Origin of the sequence: Terrirhizobium terrae, from assembly GCF_030323265.1 — a bacterium.
In the GTDB taxonomy this organism is placed as follows: Bacteria; Pseudomonadota; Alphaproteobacteria; order Rhizobiales; family Rhizobiaceae; genus Neorhizobium.
This window is the reverse complement of the sequence record NZ_CP104992.1, coordinates 1,435,183-1,453,676: the sequence shown is the minus strand read 5'-3', so window position 1 is coordinate 1,453,676 and position 18,494 is coordinate 1,435,183. Positions and strand designations below refer to the sequence as shown.

General features: G+C 61.8%; 12 protein-coding genes and 4 pseudogenes. 4 read left to right on the top strand and 12 right to left on the bottom strand.

Going from position 1 to position 18,494, the window contains the following annotated elements; translation table 11 throughout:
- Window positions 1–259: 259 nt before the first annotated feature.
- A pseudogene (locus tag N7E02_RS14855) lies at window positions 260–1,938 on the top strand (arylsulfatase).
- 117 nt (window positions 1,939–2,055) lie between these two features.
- Entirely contained in the window at window positions 2,056–3,498 is a 1,443-nt protein-coding gene (locus N7E02_RS14850) for an MltF family protein (RefSeq protein ID WP_286582856.1), read from the top strand.
- Between the two features lie 6 nt (window positions 3,499–3,504).
- Here the strand turns inward: N7E02_RS14850 and N7E02_RS14845 are convergent.
- From N7E02_RS14845 to N7E02_RS14835, 3 genes and pseudogenes are all read right to left on the bottom strand, one after another.
- A pseudogene (locus tag N7E02_RS14845) lies at window positions 3,505–4,267 on the bottom strand (transporter).
- Window positions 4,268–4,333: 66 nt separating this feature from the next.
- Entirely contained in the window at window positions 4,334–5,122 is a 789-nt protein-coding gene (locus N7E02_RS14840; RefSeq protein WP_374730697.1) for a porin family protein, read from the bottom strand.
- Between the two features lie 28 nt (window positions 5,123–5,150).
- Window positions 5,151–7,046 (bottom strand): mechanosensitive ion channel family protein, encoded by a 1,896-nt coding sequence (locus tag N7E02_RS14835; protein WP_286582852.1) that lies wholly within the window; start codon window positions 7,044–7,046, stop codon window positions 5,151–5,153.
- 443 nt (window positions 7,047–7,489) lie between these two features.
- Between N7E02_RS14835 and N7E02_RS14830 the strand changes: the two genes are divergently transcribed.
- The gene (locus tag N7E02_RS14830) at window positions 7,490–7,789 is read left to right on the top strand and encodes a hypothetical protein (RefSeq protein WP_286582850.1); all 300 of its coding nucleotides are present in this window, start codon (window positions 7,490–7,492) and stop codon (window positions 7,787–7,789) included.
- 125 nt (window positions 7,790–7,914) lie between these two features.
- Entirely contained in the window at window positions 7,915–9,654 is a 1,740-nt protein-coding gene (locus tag N7E02_RS14825; RefSeq protein ID WP_286582847.1) for a tetratricopeptide repeat protein, read from the top strand.
- Between the two features lie 21 nt (window positions 9,655–9,675).
- Here N7E02_RS14825 and N7E02_RS14820 read toward each other — a convergent pair whose 3' ends face one another.
- The 9 genes and pseudogenes from N7E02_RS14820 to N7E02_RS14780 all read right to left on the bottom strand — a co-directional run bounded on the left by N7E02_RS14820 (window position 9,676) and on the right by N7E02_RS14780 (window position 18,432).
- The gene (locus N7E02_RS14820) at window positions 9,676–9,939 is read right to left on the bottom strand and encodes a DUF982 domain-containing protein (protein WP_286582844.1); all 264 of its coding nucleotides are present in this window, start codon (window positions 9,937–9,939) and stop codon (window positions 9,676–9,678) included.
- A gap of 133 nt (window positions 9,940–10,072) precedes the next feature.
- Complete coding sequence (locus N7E02_RS14815; protein ID WP_286582841.1) at window positions 10,073–11,086, bottom strand: HAD family hydrolase; 1,014 nt, start codon at window positions 11,084–11,086, stop codon at window positions 10,073–10,075.
- Complete coding sequence (locus N7E02_RS14810) at window positions 11,083–12,063, bottom strand: formylglycine-generating enzyme family protein (protein ID WP_286582840.1); 981 nt, start codon at window positions 12,061–12,063, stop codon at window positions 11,083–11,085. Before N7E02_RS14810 ends, N7E02_RS14815 begins: the two co-directional genes overlap by 4 nt.
- A gap of 132 nt (window positions 12,064–12,195) precedes the next feature.
- Window positions 12,196–13,344, bottom strand: coding sequence for a hypothetical protein (locus N7E02_RS14805; protein WP_286582838.1), 1,149 nt, complete (start codon window positions 13,342–13,344; stop codon window positions 12,196–12,198).
- 121 nt (window positions 13,345–13,465) lie between these two features.
- A pseudogene (locus N7E02_RS14800) lies at window positions 13,466–15,018 on the bottom strand (VWA domain-containing protein).
- Window positions 15,015–16,003, bottom strand: a pseudogene (locus N7E02_RS14795) (vWA domain-containing protein). The pseudogenes N7E02_RS14800 and N7E02_RS14795 overlap by 4 nt, the downstream one beginning before the upstream one ends.
- The gene (locus N7E02_RS14790) at window positions 15,990–16,505 is read right to left on the bottom strand and encodes a DUF4381 domain-containing protein (RefSeq protein ID WP_286582837.1); all 516 of its coding nucleotides are present in this window, start codon (window positions 16,503–16,505) and stop codon (window positions 15,990–15,992) included. The pseudogene N7E02_RS14795 and the gene N7E02_RS14790 overlap by 14 nt, the downstream one beginning before the upstream one ends.
- Entirely contained in the window at window positions 16,505–17,458 is a 954-nt protein-coding gene (locus N7E02_RS14785; protein ID WP_286582835.1) for a DUF58 domain-containing protein, read from the bottom strand. Before N7E02_RS14785 ends, N7E02_RS14790 begins: the two co-directional genes overlap by 1 nt.
- Complete coding sequence (locus tag N7E02_RS14780) at window positions 17,455–18,432, bottom strand: AAA family ATPase (protein WP_286582833.1); 978 nt, start codon at window positions 18,430–18,432, stop codon at window positions 17,455–17,457. The genes N7E02_RS14785 and N7E02_RS14780 overlap by 4 nt, the downstream gene beginning before the upstream one ends.
- Window positions 18,433–18,494: the final 62 nt, after the last annotated feature.

The window sequence follows — 18,494 nt, the reverse complement described above, 5'->3', positions numbered from 1 at the left end:
GGACCCGGCACGGTTAAGCCGGTCCGCGCTATCCGGAAGGGCACCAGAATTTGTCCCGTGGCGTAAGTACGTTACGGTAAATCAGAGCGTTAATGCCTAATGCCTGTCGGTTGCGGAGTCGGCCGGCGAGATGCCGGCGCCGCCTCCATTTACGCCTTGACCCTCGATGATTTACCGTAACGTACTTCCTGACGTCCCTGCGCGATGCAAGATCCTCCTCCGTTGCCACCGAAGGCCAAGCGGACAGAGGAGACGTGTGATGAGCAACCTCGAAGTTGGAACGCAGGACGAAACAACGCAGGATGAAAGCCTGGCATCCGTCAGCCGCCGCAACCTTCTTCTTGGCGGAACGTCGCTCGCGATCGCCGGCGTTGCGGTCGCTTCCGGCGGAAGCAAGGTCGCCGCCCAGACGCAGCCGGCCACCCCTGCGCCGAGCGGCAGCGCAGACCGGCCTCCGAACATTCTCGTCATCTTCGGCGATGACATCGGCATCCCCCAGATCAGTGCCTACACGATGGGCCTGATGGGCTATCGGACGCCGAATATCGACCGTATCGCCAGAGAGGGGCGATCTTCACGGATTCCTACGGCCAGCAGAGCTGCACGGCCGGCCGGGCCTCCTTCATTCTCGGCCAAGAGCCGTTCCGCACGGGGTTGCTCACCATCGGCATGCCGGGCGATCCCCATGGCATCCAGGACTGGATGCCGACAATCGCCGACGTGATGAAGGCGAGGGGCTATGCGACGGGCCAGTTCGGCAAAAACCACCTCGGCGACCAGGACCAGCATCTGCCGACCAAGCATGGTTTCGACGAGTTCTTCGGCAATCTCTATCACCTGAATGCCGAGGAAGAGCCTGAAGGCTATTTCTATCCGAAGGACCCGGCCTTCCGCCGTCAGTTCGGCCCCCGCGGCGTCATCAAGTCCACCGCCGACGGCAAGATCGAGGATACCGGAGCGCTCAACACCAAGCGCATGGAGACCGTTGACTCGGAGTTTCTGGCAGCTGCCAAGGATTTCATCGACCGCCAGGCCAAGGCCGACAAGCCGTTTTTCTGCTGGTTCAACTCGACCCGCATGCATGTCTTCACCCATCTCGCGCCGGATGCGATGGGCAAGACCGGCAAAGGCCTCCATGCTGATGGTATGGTCGAGCATGACGGCCATGTCGGCCAGTTGCTCGACCAGTTGGACGAGCTTGGCATCACCGACAACACGATCGTTCTCTACACGACGGACAACGGCGCCGAGATCGCCCTTTGGCCGGATGGTGCCATGACGATGTTCCATGGCGAAAAGGGCACGACATGGGAAGGCGGCTTCCGCATACCCATGATGGTCCGCTGGCCGGGTGTCGTCGAGCCCGGACGGGAGATCAACGATCCCGTCACGCTGATGGACTGGATGCCGACTTTTGCCAGCGCGTCGGGCCTAACCGACTTGAAGGAACAGATGAAGGCGGGCTTCACCTCCGGTTCCAAGACATTCAAGGTCCATCTCGACGGCTATGATCTCATGCCGCTCCTCAAAGGTGAGGTCGATACCGGCCCGCGGGATTCTGTCTATTACTTCGATCAGGGCGGCAACCTGAATGCCATCCGCTGGAACGATTGGAAACTTGCCTTCGCGACCGCCAGCCATGGCAATATCGCGACGGCGACACGCGAGGTTCCGAGCTGGGCGATGATCTCGAACCTGCGTATGGACCCCTATGAGCGCGGCATGGAGGACGGTGGCGGTGCCATTGAATTCCTGGCTAGGAACATGTGGCTGCTCGTGCCGATCCAGCAGAAGATCAAGGAGTTCTTCTCGGATTTCGAACAATACCCTTATCAGGAAGGCAGCACACTGAATGCCAGCGGTATCAACTATGGTCTGCTCCGACAGCAGGCGGCCTTGAAACGTCTGAACGAGCTGGAAGGGCTGGCGCCGCGCTAAACATCTTGCCGCCGCCGCGGATGCCCGACGGCTTCTGCGGCGGCAGCATCTTCCTATTGCGAAAGCCGACAGAAGGAGCGGGTGGACCGCATACCCTGCCGAATTCCGGGGTCTTCAATGAAACGGTTCACGACTTGGATCTATCTGCTCATCACGCTGGCAACGCCCGTGATGGCGCAGACGGCTGCCGAAGTGACTTCAGCGCCGCAACTCATCGAGAAGCATGTCATCGATCTCGATGTCATGAAGGAGCGCCGCATCGTGCGGGTGCTCGTCCCTTTCAGCAAGACGATCTATTTCGTCGACAAAGGCCGCCAGTTCGGCACGGCCGTCGAGTTCGGGCTGGAACTGGAAAAGTACCTCAACAGGGGCCGCAAGAAGCAGCTCGACCATATCCACTTCGTGTTCGTTCCGACGCCGCGCGACAAGCTGCTGTCGGCACTCAACGATGGGTTCGGCGATATCGTCATGGCCAACCTGACGATCACGGAGGAGCGGCTGAAGCTGGTCGATTTCACCGCGCCGCTCTATGACAAGGCCGATGAAGTCCTTGTCGCGTCAGCCGACAGTCCACCGGTCGCTGACATCGACGACCTTTCTGGCAAGAGCATCGCTGTCCGCGCGTCGAGCAGTTTTCACGAACATCTGGCGGCCATGAACAAACAATTTGCGGCGGCGGGAAAGCCCGAGATCGTCATCAATCTCATCGATGAGAACCTCGAAGACGAGGATCTTATGGAAATGGTCAATGCGGAGCTTTTGCCCTTCACCGTCGTCGATGCCTATATGGGCGATATCTGGTCGCATGTGTTTCCCGACATGAAGGTGCGGCACGACATCGTGATTTCCCCGCAGGGCCAGATCGCCTGGGCGATCCGCAAGGACAGCCCGCAGTTGAAGGCGGAGCTCGACCCGTTCATCGCCAGTCACCGGATCGGCACGACCTTCGGCAACATCCTGAAGAAGCGATATTTCATCCAGGACAAGATCGTGAAACGGGCCTATTCGCCGGATGACGTCGAACGGTTTCGCACGCTTGTCGGCATCTTCCGGGAATACGGCCGGACATATTCGTTCGACTATCTGATGCTGATGGCGCAGGGCTATCAGGAATCGCAGCTGGACCAGTCGCGGCGCTCGCCGCGCGGTGCCGTCGGCATCATGCAGATGCTGCCTTCGACGGCGAAGGACAAGGCGATCGGCATCAGCGGGATCGACAAGGATGCCGCCCGCAATGTCGAGGCGGGTACGAAATATCTGCGCCACCTGATCGACACCTATATCGATGATGACGGATTGCAGCCGCGCGACCGGCAGCTTTTCGCCTTTGCCGCCTATAATGCCGGACCCGGCAATCTGCGGAAATTCCGCGACAAGGCGAGATCGATGGGGCTCGATCCGAATGTCTGGTTCGGAAACGTGGAGAACGCGGCAGCAGAGATCATCGGCCGCGAAACCGTCCAATATGTCAGCAACATCTACAAATATTACGTCGCCTATTCGCTGCTGGTCGATCGGATGGACGAACGCAATGCCGCCGCCCCATCCGGTGGGCAATAGGCCGCTTCACTTCGGAAACAGCAGCGTCACGCCGGCACGAAGGCCCCAGCCCTCCGGCCCGTTATCCGGCGCCGCAGCCCAGTAGCGCGCACCGAGCTGGAAGCTGACGGGCTGCTTGCCGAACTTCACCAGCTTCGCCACGGAGAAATTGATCGGGACGGACCACTCATCACCCTTCCAGTCATAGGTGCTTTCGGTGTTGAGGGTGAAGGTCCAGGCGTTTGGCGTCGTGTAGGACACGAACGGCTGCAGGAATGTCGAGCTGATATCATCGCGATCGCTGTCGCCGGCAACCGACCAGATGTGGTTCGCCAGCGCGCCATAGGTAAAACCGTGATCCTGTTTCAGAAGCACGATGGTCGGACCGAGGCCGAACTTCTCTCCGCCGAGCAGCGGTTCTGTGGCGGTGGGCAGAAGGAAAGCCGGTCCGGCGCCCCAGATCAATCCGCCGGCCGTCGGTTGCTTGGGCGAGAAAGAAGCTCTGCAGCACGTCACCGAGACCGAACTGGCTGCCGCTCGGGCCTGCAATGTCGTCCTGCCCGACCACCGGAATGATCGTGCGTGAAATCACGTTCCAGTCGTCATTGATCGAGATCGGGATGACGGGCTGGATGTTCAGCACGGATTTGTGCCCATCGAGCGGGCCATAGCCGCTGTCGTAGTTGAATTGAAATGGCACGCTGATCAGCGATGCCACGGGGTTGGAGAGCTGCTTCGCCAGATCGGCATCCTGTGCAAGAGCGCAGGACATGCCGGTCATCAGGAACATGGCTGCCGTTGAGGGAACTGTGGTTGGCTTCATGCGGACTTGCCTCCCGATGAGATCTATCGCAGGCTAGAACTTGATGTTCATGCCGATGATCGGACCGTGCTGGATCATGTCGTAGGTGAACCCGTCATCGCTGAAATCGACGCCCTGGGCGCGGTAGCCTGCGATGGCCGAAAACGTGTCGTTGAACTGGTAGCCGAGGCCGGCGAGCACATCCCAGTCGATATCCGCCCCGCCGCCGCCGACCATTCCCCAGCCGGTCACGAAGATCTTGTCGGTGAAGGAATAGTTGCCCTTGAAGCCGACGAGCCCGTCGACCCAGCTGGCGCTGTCTTTGTCCGACAGGCTGCCGATCAGTCCGCCGCTCAGGGTTATACGCGTTTCGACATTCCAGTAGCGCACGCCGGCCAGCACATCGAGGTGAGCTTTTTCATCCTCGTAGATTGTGTAGGCACCGGCCAGCAATGCGGTGAAAGTTTCGGACCGCACTGTGATGTCATCGGCAATGATGCCGCGCGGCGTGGCGGACTCAGTCGTCACCTTGACGTAGCTCATGTCGGTAAAGAGGCTGAACCGGCCATAGCGCGCTTCGCCCGCTGCCATCAGGCCGAAATCGAGATCCGGCAGGATGTCGCTGAAATCCTGGCTGACATGAACCTCGCCGAGACCGAAGACCTGGCTGTCTCCATCGAGCCCGGCCATCCAGAAATAGGGGGCGAAGGAGAACTGCCACCTGTCCGGCTCCGATGGCGCAGGTTGCTGCAGCGGCACGGGCAGGACATCGGCCGCGAAAGCGGGCGATGTCAGAACGAACAATGGTACCAGTCCTGCTGCATATCTGATCTTGCCTGGCATGGTTTTGCCCCTTCGAGTTTGCCCGCAGCTACGGCGCGACGGCTGCAGTCTTCAATTGCTGTGTCCTCAGATTTGCGGCGGTCGCAGCAGCGGCGCCGCCGGCCTTTTCCTCGGCGTCGACCTGTACGCTCGGCATGGCGAACTCGATGCCGTTGGCGAGGAATGCCTCGCGCAGCAGGAGGTTGGCCCGCCGGCGGATGAAGGATTGCATCGGTGATGGCCGCAGCGTCATTCCGAAGCTCAGCACCATCCCGTAATCGGCAAATTCCTCGATCCCCTTCATCTTCAGCGGCTCGATGAAGAGCGGGCCGAGTTCCGGATCCTCCAGCATCGAAGCCCCGATCTTCTTGGTGAGCTTGCGGACCGTCTCGACATCGGCGGCACGGCTGACGGAGATGCGGAACTTCACCACGCCCCAGTCGCGGCTCATGTTCTGGACCGCGCCGAGTTCGCCGAAGGGGACGGTGAAGACCGGGCCGCGATGATGACGCAGCCGGACGGATCGCAAGCTGAAGCCTTCGACAGTGCCCTTGTAGTTCTTGGCCTGAATGTATTCGCCGACGCGGAAGGCGTCGTCGAGCATGTAGAACACGCCGCTGATGATGTCCTTCACCAGCGTCTGGGAGCCGAAGCCGAGGGCGACGCCGAAAACGCCGGCGCCGGCGATCAGCGGCGCAACCTCGACGCCCATCTGGGCCAGCACGATCAGCACGGTCATCACGGCGATCATCACCGCCAGCGCATTACGCAGGATCGGCAGCAGCGTGCGGTAGCGGGCTCGTCTTGCCACCTCGGCGGGCGTAACGGTCGCCGCGTCCGGCGTTGCATTCAAGGTGCCGTCGATCCAGGCCCTGGCGAGGTGCCAGCAGAGGTCGGCGGCCAGTACGACGACGACGCTCTTCAACAGGCCGTAGAAGAGGGCGGTCACGATCGGATCGCTGTGGCCCAGGCCCTCAGGCGTCATTCTCCAGACGATTGCAAGCCACGCGGCTGCGAGCACGATAACGATTGCGCGCGCGCCGCGGGCAATCAGGACATTGCGCAGGCTTAGAGGCTCGGCGGAGGAGAATGACGTGGCGATCCTTCCAGCAGCACGCAATATGCTTGGAAGAAGAAGCGCATAGAGACCGAGCCAGAACAGTCCGCTGAGCTGCAGGCACCAGAGCAGCCAGACCGCGACGATGAAGAGCGTGAGCGCGACCTTCTGCAGGCGTGGCCGCTCGCTTGTCGACCACAGCGCCTCGATGGCAAGTGCCAGGATGACCACGGAAAACAGATAGGCCAGAGCGTCGGCCACTGCTGGGGTGACCCCGAGAGGTCGTGCGAGCGCGGTGGTCGCGATAGCGAAGACCGTTGCCGCCAGAAGAAGCCGCGCCCGTCTCTGCAATTCTGTCGGTGCGACGAGTGCGATCGCGACCGAGCCAAGTCGGTAGCCGATGAAGGCGAGGAGATAGGCGAGCAGCGTTATGCGCGCCAGTGGCGGCCAGTCGATGGCAAAGAAGACGATCGCCGCGACCAGCGTAAAGACCCCGATGGAGACGACGGCCTTCGCGGCGCCTCCGGACTGCTGCTGACGCTTGCGATAGATCCACTCGGCGGCCAGGCCGATGCCGACCAGTACGGCGAAGATGAGAAAAAGAGGGCCATAGCCATGGGACGCCGAATCCTGCCGAACTCTTGCGGAAGCTTCCGACAGTCCCGCGGGTATTTGGGGAACCGCGGTAATCAGGGCCCTGAGGCGCGCTCGAAGCCCGGCTTCCCACGCCTCTATGCCTGGCCGTGCTTCGGGAGCCGCTTCGACTGGCGGAGCCTCGGCTTTGCGGCTTTCGAGCCAGGCCCGGACATCCGTATCCTGCAGCAGATCAACAAGGCGCTCGATCTTCTGCCCGTCGGGCGGCGGCGATTGTGCAATGGCGCCATTCACCAGACTTAGGCATGCAAAGAGGGCCGCCAGGGCAATCGTTTGGAAAAGCCTAGCGGCCGCATAGGATGAGCCCGGTCCGATATCAGCCGGCCAACCGTCCGCGTGTCGTTCATTCTCTGGCTGCATCAGGAATGTTGATGCGGCATTCCCAAGCGACATGCTTACGCTCCCTCTTACAGGAGTGCATCTACTCATTGTCCGTGCCGTGGGCGGAAGTACGTTACTGTAAATGCGGGAGTAAATGACGGCCGGCAGGCAGGTGGGTAACGCATTTACAGTAACGTACTTCCCGAGACCGCCGCCATGCGGATAATCCGCCGATCATCTGCCGCATCGAAACCGGGACCGGATGCGATTTCCGAACGGGTGATGTGCAGGTTCGAAATGCTTTCGCATCCATGGGTATCACTAAATACGGTACCGCAACGGGAGCACGCAGGTCGATGGAAAAGCACGGGGACACCGCCGGTGGCGGCTCTGATACTGCACAGAGAGGCCTTTGGCGGCTGATGCTGAAGCTTCCCGCCATGCGCGGACGGCTGCAGATTCTGGCCGCGAAATCGACCATGCTGAAGGATCTTTGTGAAGCCTATGAGGAGGCGAGCCTGGCTGCGGAGCGGCTGTTGAAGGAAAGCTCGAAAGCCAATGCCTCCCGGCTTCTGGAATACGAAACCATCTGTAGCGAGATCGAGACCGACATCGTTCGGCTTGTCCTCCAACAATCCAGAAACGTCCCGGATTGAAGCGTGCTGTTTGCGCGAGGGACACAAGTTCTCACCATCCCGGTGCAACTTACTTGCAACCATCGGCTTAATAGGCGATACATGATCATGTTCTAATCAATTTCTGCCAGCGTATGGGGGCAGTCATGATTGCCGAACTGCGTGATTTGAAGGCCTGCGAAGTTTCCAGGGACGAAGCGCGGCAAGAGCTCGAGCGACTGCTCGCGGACGCGCGCTTTCGGGTGACGGAACGGCAGAAGGATATTCTCAGATATCTGGCCGAATGCCGTTTCAACGGCAGCGAGGATGGCGTCAAGGCCTATGCGATTGCACTCGACGTGCTGGGCAGGTCCAGCGACTTCGACGCCTCGACCGACCCAATCGTGCGCATTGAGATCAGCCGGCTGAGATCCGCAATCGACGCCTATTATGAGGCTTTCGGGGCGGTCGATAATGCCACCGTCTACATTCCCAAAGGCATGTATATCGCGCTCTTCCCGGCAACCTTCGTATCTCATCGCCCCGAAGAGGACGTCGCAGGCAATTCGGATACGGCAGCCTTGGAGCAACCGGTCGATCTGGCGCCCGACGTCGTCACCGAGGGCAAGCAGCAGCGCTCTGCTTCCCTATGGCTCGGTGCAGCCGCGGTGGCGGCACTTGTTTTCGCTGCGGGTGTAACCTCGGGCGTCACCTGGTTTGCGCACGCCCCGCCCTTCATCGAAAAACCGGTCGTCTACGTGCTGATGGAGGCGAGCGACGGCAGAATGGAGGGCGAGGCGAGCCAGATACGCGACACGCTGATGACGGCACTCACCCAGTTTACGACGCTGACCGTGGCCAAGGCGGGTTATCCCGTCGCCGGTGCCGGCAAGAAGCTCGGAAGAAGCTACGAACTTCACATGAAGTATTATGGCAATGGGGATGATCGCAGCGTCTGGTGGCAGGTTGCCGACAGCGAAACCAATGTCGTGCTCAAATCGGGCCTCGAAACGGTCGACGCCAGCGGCAGGAGCTTGGCTTCAATACGAGAGGAGATTGCCGGCCAGCTCGCATCCCGCTTCGCCTCAACCCGTGGCGTCATCAATTCGATCGAGGTCCAGGAAGATCCGGATGGCGTTCTCGGCAATAGCTGTGTCCTGCGGGCGGAGCATGTTCTGGAGGATGGCGGCCAGGCGCGCCTTGCCAGGGTTCGGGATTGCCTGGAAAGAAGCCTGGCTATCAAACCGGATGATCCCGACGCGACGGCCGTGCTGGCGCGGGTCCTGCTTGCCGGAAAGAATGCGGCGCACGATGCCGGGGTGCGGCGGAAATCGCTCGAACTGGCCAAAGGCGCGGTATCGGTTACGCCTTTGTCCGACCGGGCGCAGGTCGCGCTCATGGCGGCCCAGTTCGCGGGCGGCAACATGGATGCGGCCCTCCAGGCGGGAAATCGTGCCATGGAGCTCAATCCGTATAATGGAGACGCTGCAGCAAAGCTCGCCTTCCTTCTCTATCTCGGCGGCTATAGGGATGCGGGCGTGGCGATGGCCCATGGCGCGGGACGCACGATGGAGGCAATGCCCTCCGATGCCATGCTGGTTCTGGCGCTCGATGCCTACAGGGCCGGCCGTTATTCGGAAGCCTCGTTGTATGCCGAGCAGATCAACGGGACGGATCAGCTTGTGGCGACGCTGAGGACAGCCGCTCTCGGACAATTAAGCTCGCCCATCGCCGGTGAACGGCTTTCCGAGCTGAAGAGCAAGGCCTCGGATAACAATGAAGGTTTCCGCAACGGGATATCCTGGTGGCGCCTGCAGCAAGCTATCACGACGGAACTTGAAGGCGGGCTGATAAAGGCCGGCGCGAGTGCGAGCGACGGCATCAACGCGGAAACCATCCAGCGCTAGAGCCCGTCGAACCGCTCCGGATCAGCTGATGCCGTCCTCCTGGAAGAACAGGCCGGCGGCCAGAAGAGCACTCAGGAATGCGCTCTTCGCCATTTCCGGTGTCTCGCCTTCCTCGTAGACAGCGAGACAAAGCCGCAAGGCATCGTCCCGCTCGGCGCTGAAATCACGGTCCGGCCATTTGTCGATCAGACAATCGGCCGCCTCCCGCGTCGTTCGCACGGTTTCACGGCCATGGGGCTTTGGCAGATCGACAGTAACCGAACCCTTCCATGGTGCGTCGTACATCTCATCCTCTCCCAACTGAAAGGATAAACGACGGCACGTTGTAGTTGGATCACTACTTAAGTCGGAATCGCAGCTGAAGATTGGATATTCCAAGCAGCTCTAAGTATGCTTGAAGCATGGCGATCGCGTTAATCTATTGCTCGAAGGAGAAGATCTTTTTCCAGTCCTTCTTCATGTCGACGAGGAGCCAGTTTCTCCTTTCGGCTTCGTCGAGCGCCTTGTCCAGTTTTCCGAACGGTGATTGCCGATCGTAGGCGTATTCCCGGTCGGCATCGGTGTGATGCACGATCATGGCGAAGCCCGGTCCCTTGGCGGCTGTCGTCCAGCGCGCCATCTCGTAATCCCCGTCCGAATTGCCGGCAACGAAGATCGGCTTGCGGCCGATGAATTTGTTGATGCCCGCCGGCTTGCCCGGGCCGTCATCGACGAAATCGATCTCCGGCAGTCGTCTCAGGACCGGCACGTCGCCGACTATGGCGTACTCGGTCTTTATCGTGCTGCCGACCACCTGCTGTGGCGGAATTCCGTAAAGCGTCTCGGTGATCGGCCGCATGAATTCCACGCCGCCGCCGGACACGATATAGGTGGTGAAGCCATTGGCGCGCAGATAGTCCAGAAGCTCGCGCATCGGCAGATAGGTCATGTCGGTATAGGGCTTGCCGGTCTTCGGATGGGTCGCGGTCTCGAACCACTTGCTGACAATCTCGTTGAACTGATCCGTGCTCATGCCGCCATGGGTTGCCATGACGACCTCGATAATGCCCTTTTCTCCACCCTTTGCGGCCTCTTTCAGATTGCCTTCGAGAATGCTCTTGAACGGTTCCTTGGCCTTCCATTCGGGATGCTGCGGGGCAAGCGTCTTCACCCGATCCAGGGCAAAGCCGAGCTGGATGTAGTAGGGCTGTTCCGACCACAGCGTGCCGTCATTGTCGAAAACGGCGATGCGATCGTCTGGTGCAACATATCCGTCGCCACCCTCCTTCACCGTCTCCTCGACGAATTTCATGATGCGCGCCTTGGCGTCGGTATCGTTCCATGACGGCAAGGGCTGTTGGGCAAATGCGGGCGCAAGGCCGAACAGCATAAGGATGAAGCCGGTGATCAGCGAGGCGAGAATGGCATCGATGACGTGAAGCGGTCTGTTCATCGGGTCTCTCCTTCGACGCGAACTCTCTTGATGCAGCGAAAGCCGACATGGCTGGTGGACGTGTCTTCCGGTTCGGCATGGCGTGCCGCCGGCCGGTAGCGCCGGCAATAGTTCGGCGCGCAGAGATGCGACCCGCCCTTCAGCACGCGCCGTGCGATGCGGATCTCCGGCAGGTTCGGATCGTAGCTCGCCTCGGCATTGCCATTACGCGGATTGTCCGGGATGCAGCAGGCCTTGGCGGCGGGCTCGGTATGGTGCATGCTCCAGTAATCGCTGGTCCACTCCCAGACGTTGCCGATCATGTCGTAGGCCCCGTAGCCGTTGGACGGGAATGATTTCACCGGCGTGGTTCGTTCTTGGCCTTTCGGCTTGGTCGATTGCGTCGGGAAGACACCCTGCCAGGTATTGGCCATGATCCTTCCTTGAGGCGCCAAATCATCGCCCCATGCGAACTCGGCATCCGACAGGCCGCCACGGGCGGCAAATTCCCACTCGGCCTCCGTCGGCAGGTCGAGGCCGGCCCAGTCTGCATAGGCTCTGGCGTCGGACCAGGCGACATGCACGACGGGATGATCGAGCTTGCCGCGCAGGTCGCTGAGACCGCCGAGAGGCCGGCGCCAGCTGGCGCCGAACTTGAATGTCCACCACTGGGAAATGTCCGGTCCGCTGACGCTTTTCGGCTGGACAAAAAGCAGGGAGCCCGCGCGCAGCATCTCCGGCAGCGCGCCCGGATAATCCCTAGCATCGGGCACTTTCTCGGCCATGGTCACATGCCCGGTGGCTTCGACAAAGGCCATGAACCGGCGGTTCGTCACCGGTATCTCGTCCAGCCAGAACCCGTCCACCGTGACGGGATGGGCAGGGGCCTCCTCCGGATAGTGACGGTCCGACCCCATGATGAACCGGCCACCGGGGATCCACACCATGCCGGTCGGCGCCTCGCGTGGTTCGGTATTGTTGTCGAATGCCAAAGCCATCGCTGCCTCCGCGTTCATGTCCAGCCATAGTCGCGGGCAGGCGGGCGCGGGATAAGTACGCAACGGTAAATGGTGTCGGCATTTACGGCAGGCCTGCGTAAATGCCGTCAGCCCGGAGGGCGCGGCCTTCAATCAATGTGTCGGGTTGAGTTCGGGCAGGGCCGGCCGGACCCGCCGCGAGGTCGCCGCCTGATCCTCGCCGACGAGACGGGCCATGCGTGCCCGGTCGAAATCGCCATGGCGGCCTGAATAGAGTAGTTGCTCCAGACCACGAAGATCCCGGGCAAGGTCCGGATGCCTGCCCGTCACCCAGTCTTCCAGCGTGCGAAAACCTTCTATCTGGCTCCATGAGTGGAGCGCGCCATAGACCTTTGCCGGGTTGTCGCGCAGCACTGATTTTCGCAGCAGCCGGAGACGATTGCGCCGGGAGGTGATGATGCGATCCCGGAAGAGGACGAGGCGCCTGTAGGCGACCTTTGCGAAACGCCAAAGAAGCCAGGCGAAGGCGACTGCGGTCAGAAACACGGCGATCCACATCATGATCTGCCGCCGCCTCTCGAAGGCCGGAACCACGCGCGGCGGCGCAGCCTCCGGTGCGATGCCCGTTGCTGCGGGTGCTGGTGCGACAGTGACAGCCGTCGCCGGAAGGCGCGCGAGTGCCATTGCGTGCCGATCAAGATCGAACCAGGGATAGTCGATTGCCGGGATCGAGAAAGTCCCTTCGCTGACGGTTGTGTAGACCAGCGTCTCTGTCCGCCGGCTGATTGTCCTGCGATCGATCGCGATCCCATCCTCCGTCTTCGCAGTCCTGGCATACTGGGTCAGCCCCGTGGCTGTTCCCGGATCGCTGGGCGGAATGATGATCGCCTGGGTGTCTTCGGCACTGATGGTGATCGTCCGCACCACCGCATCCCCCGCCTTCAAATCATCTGGTGGTCTGTCGAAAGCCTGTTCGATCGTCACATTGCGCGCAGCGAAGGCTGCCGGCACTGTTGCGTCACCCCCGACCGGGAAGGATAGCGGCGCGGTTCTGGCGGTACCGTGGACTGCCGTACCATCGACGGAATAGCCAAGTTCGATGTCGATAGCTGGCACCTGATAGTCCCCGGGGATCTGCGGAACCACCGCATAACGCCGGCGGATGCCGGAATACTCGACCCCGTCCGTCGTCTCGTTCAAATTCATGGTCCGCTCCTCGGGAAGCGTCACAAGCGCGTTGGGCAGTTCGAACAGGGGAAACTGCGGCGGAGAGGTGAAGAAGTTCGGGGCGAAGACATCCACGGTTACATAGACCTGCTGGCCGGCGACGATGGTGCCCTTATCATCGAGGAAGCCCTCGCATAAGGCTCGGCCGCAAATGCCTGCAGCGGAACGAGGAACATCAGCATCGACCAGAAGATTCTCACGGCGCCCCCTCCTTCACCTCGATCGCGAATTTCCGCGCCATCAGGTCGGTCGGGCTGACCTCGATATTCTTCATCCACATTTCCGAGGTCTGTTCGGCGACCGCCACCGTGCCGGCTTTCCCCTGCTTGCCCTTGTCGTCGAACTGCACGCTGTCGGGCTTCTGGTTTGGGTCCTGCTGCTGTTCGCTTTCCTCGTCCTTCTGCTGCTGGAGCAGGCGTTGAGCGACGGCGAGATCGGCTGTCGCCTCTGGCCAGCCCGGACGTTTTTCGAGCGCCTTCTGATAGGCGGCCACGGCCTCGTCGAGCTTGCCGAGATGGAAAAGGCTGTTTGCCTGGTCGAACCAGCTTTCCGCCGTATCGACCGCCGCAAGACTGTCGATCGCGTCCTGGAAGCGGCTTGCGCGATAGAGTGCGACGCCTTTCCACATTGGATCCCGGAAATGCGCCGCCGCAGCTTCGAAATCACCACGCTCGAAGGCGCGGCGGCCCTGCTGGTCCGGCGTCAGCCACATATCGGCCAGGTCCGCGGCATCTGCCGGCGTCGGTATGGCCGGCTGGAGGCAGAAGCACAGCATGGCGACCTTCACCACGAAGCCGCGCCGGAACGAGAATGCGAGCAGAAGCGCGATGGGAAACAGCAGCCACCAGCCGGCATCGTGCCAGCGATCACCCTTCTTGGCGGTCTGCTGGGTGAAATTGGTGCTGACATGCCGGATGATCCAGCGGATGTCCGTATCGTCGCCTGTCAGCGTCGCGACGGGAAAGCCATTCGCGCTGGCAAAGCCTTTCAATGCGTCGAGATCGAGCTTGGCCACGTTTCGTGAGCCACCTGCGCCTGTCAGGAAGCTGCCGTCGGCCTGCTTCACCAGACCGCCCTCGGCGGTGCCGATGCCGAGAACAACGACACCGCTATCGATCTGCAAAGCATGGCCAGCCGCCGTGTTCTCGATACCGTCGGTCATCAGCAGAATGGTGCCGGAGCCGCCATCCGCTTCGAGCAGCTTGTTCGCGAGGCTTAGCGCCGCGGCCGTGTCCTTGCCGGGCTTCGGCATGATGCGGGTGGCGAGCGCATCCGTATAGGTCTTGATCAGCGCATCGTCTTCGGTGAGCGGCACGACGAGATGCGCCGTGCCGGCATAGGCGATGACCGCGGTGCGCGCGCCTTGTCGTACGGCCAGCATGTCGTCGATCTTCAGCTTGGCGCGTTCCAGCCGGCTCGGGCTGATGTCGATCGCATCCATGGTCGGCGACAGATCCACCGCAATGACCAGCGATGCGGCATCCGAGACGAAGGGCGGTGCCTCGCGCTCCCAGGTAGGTCCCGCTCCGGCGACAACCGCCAGGGCCATAACCGCAGCGATGATCCAGGCCGGTCGCATGTGGCGATGGCGATCCGGCGCGATGACCAGATGATCGAGCAGATGCGGCGCGATCATGCCCCGCCAGCGGTCCCGGTAATCGCCGGCGCGCGATGCCAGCCAGATGAGGATAGGGGAAGGAGAAGTGCCAGAAGCCACCAAGGCCGCAAGAAATGGAAATCGGCGATCATGCGGAGATCCTCCGCCTGATGAGCCCGCTGCCGCCCGCAATCAGGTAGTAGAGACCGAGCAGGGTCAGCGCACCGGCAAGCGGCCAGTGGAAGAGTTCGATCCGCGGCCGCCATGTCAGAAGCTTCTGCTCGACGGGTGTGATGCGGTCCAGCGTCGCGTAGATGGATTGAAGCTGCTCCTGGTCGCCACCGAAGAAATACCGGCCGCCGGTGTCGCCCGCGATCTTCTCCAGCGTCGCGGTATCGAGCTTGTCTTCTCCCGTCGCGGCAGGATCGCCGATGCCGATCGCATGGATCGTGATCTTCTTCGTGGCCGCGACATCGGCGGCCTTCAGCGGCGGCATCTTGCTTGCCGTGTCGTTGCCGTCAGTCAAAAGGATCAGCACCTTGTCGGGCGCGGTCGTCTTGTCGAACATGCGGATGGCGAGGCCGAGGAATCGCCCAACGAGGTTCGTGGTCCCGCAATGCCGGGCAGCAGGCTCTCGACCATGGTATGCACCAGCGCATGGTCCATGGTGAAGGGCGCAAGCGGGTAGGGCGCATCGCCGAAGGCGATCAGGCCGATCCTGTCGTCGGTCCGCCTGTCGATGAAGCCGGCAACCACCTGCCGCACGGCATCGATCCGCGCCGTGAGCATCCCGTCCGGCGCGCGGAAATCCTTCGTTTCCATCGATTGCGAAAGGTCGAGTGCGAGCAGGATATCCCGCTGCGGCTCCTTCTTTTCGAGCGGCGGTTCGACATATTGCGGGCGAGCGAGGGCAAGTACGATCAGGCACCAGGAGAGCGCGAGAACGACGGACTGCAGCCATGAACGTCGTGCGACGACCGAACCTTCGCTGGGCTTGATGCCGGCTGCCTCGGCGATCTGATCAAAGAAGGGAACGCGCACGGAAGCGGATGTCTCGCGCTTCGGCGGCAGGAGAAGCCAGACCAGAAGCGGCAACGGCAAGGCAAGCAGCAACCAGGGAAATTCAAGCTGATACATGATGCTCCTCGATCCATTGGCGGGCTGCGCGCAGGGTGTGCTTCATCTGCTCTTCGGACAGGGAGGCGAAGGTGGCATCCTCCCGATATTCGAGATCGTCGAGTAGCGTCGCGAGCGGCTGGCCCACGCTGCCGGAGCGCCCCAGAAATTGCGCCCATCCCGCGCCGGCAAGCGTGGCCACCTGTGCCCGCGGCCAGGCTGCAAGCGCCGTCCGTTTCAACAGTTCGGCAAGTTCGCGGATGGCATCGCCCCGTCTCGCGGCATCGGTCATTTCGCCTTCCAGTTTCGCAAGCTGCCGCACGGCATCACGGCGGTAGGCGTTGCGCCGGAAACGGCGAACGGCCAGGATCGCGATCGCCAGCAGGAGCAAGAGAAGAAGGGCGGCGAGGGTAGCCCAGCCCCAGGTCTGCGGCATCCAGGAGATGGGTTGAGGCATGACGATGTCATGCAGTGAGCGAAGTGCCATTTCAGTCATCGGGTCGAGTTTCGGCGCGGGCTCCATCAGCGCCTCCGTTGCCGGAAGGTCGACTGCTCAAGCAGCCGACGCAGTTGCGGCGCTGTCTCCTCGGCGGCCGAGACGGGAAGCATCGGCAGGCCGAGCTCCCGCTGCCATGCGCGCAGCTCGTTGCCGCGGTCCTGCGCGAATTTGTTGACCGCGCCGCGCACGGCGCCGCGACCGAGCGTCAGTTCGGCCTGCAGCGTGCCGCCGCTGACGACGATGTCTCCGGCCCTCGGCAGTTCCAGCAGGAACGGATCGTAGATCAACAGGCAGATGACGTCGTTGCTGACGGACAGGCGCAGCAGGAGGTCGCGCGTCGTGCTGCCATGACCGTCGAAATCGCTGATCACCAGAATGAGATGATCATGGCGGGCGATATTGGCGGTGAGATGCAGGGCATCATCCAGTGCCTGATGGGCCGGCGCATCCGCATAAGCGGCGGAAAGCGCGGTGTTCTTCTCGGCAATGCGATCGGCCAGCGCGATGACGGCATTGCGGCTTCGGTGCGGGCGCAATTCGCTCGTGCCGGTATCGCCGATGACAAGCCCGCCGACCCTGTCGCCGGAGCCGAGGATGCGCCAGGCACAGAGCATGGCCGCCTCTGCCGCCGTAACCGACTTCAGCGCCCGGCGGCTGCCGAAGAACATGTTGATGCGCTGGTCGACGAGTAGAATGGCAGGCCGCTCCTTCTCCTCGCCATAGACGCGGATGGTCGGCTTGGTCGTGCGCGCCGTCACCCGCCAATCGATCGAGCGGACGTCGTCTCCCGGCAGATAGTCGCGCAACTCCTCGAAGATCAGCCCCCGACCGCGCAGGGAGGATTGCATGCGGCCGGCAAGCTGCTGGTGGCTTTTCGCCTTCTGGACGAAGCGGAGGTCGCGCGCATTGGTTTCCAGCGCGACGAGCTGTTCGGTCGTCACATAGGCGCCGTCACCTGCTGCGGCGCCGGGTTTCATGAGACGGCCACCAGTTCGGTGATACGGTCGATCACCTGATCGGGCGGCGTGTTCGATGCATGGGCCTCGTAGGACAGGATCAGCCGGTGGCGGAAGACATCGTGGACGACGGCCTTCACGTCGTCCGGCGTCACATAGTCCCGTCCCTGCAGCCAGGCGTAGGAGCGCGATACCTTATCCAGACCGATCGCGCCGCGCGGACTGGCCCCCACCTGCAAGAGCTTCGCGAGATCCTTATCGAAACGTTCGGGATATCGGGTCGCGAAGACCAGTGCGACGATGTATTTCTCGACCGGCTCAGTCATGGTGACGGCGCCGATCTGCTCGCGCGCCTCGAATATTGCCTGCGGATCGAGCCGTTCCGGCTCCGCATGGCGGGTCTGGTCGTGGCTGGCATTCTCCTCGTCGCGGTTGAGGCGCATGATTGCGGCCTCGGATTTTTCGTCCGGATAGCCGACCTCGACATGCATCAGGAAGCGATCGAGCTGCGCCTCGGGCAGCGGATAGGTTCCCTCCTGCTCGATCGGGTTCTGCGTCGCCATGACCATGAAGAGATCGGGCAGCGGATAGCTGGTGCCGCCGACCGTCACCTGCCGCTCCTCCATCGCTTCCAGAAGTGCCGACTGCACCTTGGCCGGAGCGCGGTTGATCTCGTCGGCGAGGATGAGATTGGCGAAGATCGGTCCCTGCTGGAACCTGAATTCGCCCTTGCCGCCTTCGGAAAAATAGACTTCCGAGCCAGTAATATCGGCAGGCAGGAGGTCGGGGGTGAACTGCACGCGCGACAGGTCGGATTGCAGGTTCTTCGCCAGGCTCTTGATCGCCCGCGTCTTGGCCAGTCCTGGCAGGCCCTCGACGAGAAGGTGACCATTGGCGAGCAGCCCGAGCAGCAACCGCTCGACCATCGCCTCCTGACCGATGATCGACTGGTCGATGCGCTTGCCGAGCGCGATGATATCGTCATGTGCGGTCATGGATCGAACCCGGTTGTTGCCGCGATGGAGCCTCAGGAGATTGGCTGGTATTCCAGCCTGTT

Bases quoted from the DNA above. Each gene is read 5' to 3' on its own strand.
- N7E02_RS14850 (WP_286582856.1), top strand. From the start codon at position 2,056: ATGAAACGGTTCACGACTTGGATCTATCTGCTCATCACGCTGGCAACG.
- N7E02_RS14840 (WP_374730697.1), bottom strand. From the start codon at position 5,122: ATGCCAGGCAAGATCAGATATGCAGCAGGACTGGTACCATTGTTCGTT.
- N7E02_RS14830 (WP_286582850.1), top strand. From the start codon at position 7,490: ATGGAAAAGCACGGGGACACCGCCGGTGGCGGCTCTGATACTGCACAG.
- N7E02_RS14825 (WP_286582847.1), top strand. From the start codon at position 7,915: ATGATTGCCGAACTGCGTGATTTGAAGGCCTGCGAAGTTTCCAGGGAC.
- N7E02_RS14820 (WP_286582844.1), bottom strand. From the start codon at position 9,939: ATGTACGACGCACCATGGAAGGGTTCGGTTACTGTCGATCTGCCAAAG.
- N7E02_RS14815 (WP_286582841.1), bottom strand. From the start codon at position 11,086: ATGAACAGACCGCTTCACGTCATCGATGCCATTCTCGCCTCGCTGATC.
- N7E02_RS14810 (WP_286582840.1), bottom strand. From the start codon at position 12,063: ATGGCTTTGGCATTCGACAACAATACCGAACCACGCGAGGCGCCGACC.
- N7E02_RS14790 (WP_286582837.1), bottom strand. From the start codon at position 16,505: ATGGAGCCCGCGCCGAAACTCGACCCGATGACTGAAATGGCACTTCGC.
- N7E02_RS14785 (WP_286582835.1), bottom strand. From the start codon at position 17,458: ATGAAACCCGGCGCCGCAGCAGGTGACGGCGCCTATGTGACGACCGAA.
- N7E02_RS14780 (WP_286582833.1), bottom strand. From the start codon at position 18,432: ATGACCGCACATGACGATATCATCGCGCTCGGCAAGCGCATCGACCAG.